This is a genomic window from Stenotrophomonas sp. SrG, assembly GCF_050031795.1.
In the GTDB taxonomy this organism is placed as follows: domain Bacteria; phylum Pseudomonadota; class Gammaproteobacteria; order Xanthomonadales; family Xanthomonadaceae; genus Stenotrophomonas; species Stenotrophomonas rhizophila_A.
In genome coordinates this window covers 1-243 of record NZ_JBNBBE010000903.1, presented here as the reverse complement: position 1 = coordinate 243, position 243 = coordinate 1, and the positions used below count along the sequence as shown (strand labels likewise).

The window sequence follows — 243 nt, the reverse complement described above, 5'->3', positions numbered from 1 at the left end:
ACACCGCGGGCGTACCCCGGAGAGCACGGTCCCCCCGGTCCCACACGCCCACGCGTCTGCCCCCGCTTCCCGATGAAGCCCCGGGCCTGGCCACCCAGTCGCCGCTGCCGCTCGTCGAGGCCTACACTGCCACCGCCGGCATCGCAGTGGAAACACGTGACCTCTCGCTGTCCGGCCGCATCCTGGCGCGGTGCCCGGATTTCCTGAAGGACGACCAGAAGGAAGCCGACCACCTGGCCGAAC

The 243-nt window shown here is 71.2% G+C and carries 1 protein-coding gene; it reads left to right on the top strand.

The annotated features are described in order from the left end of the window. Positions 1-56: 56 nt before the first annotated feature. On the top strand, positions 57-243 hold a 187-nt coding region (locus ACQG3P_RS22120), incomplete at its 3' end, for an NADP-dependent isocitrate dehydrogenase (protein ID WP_426806250.1).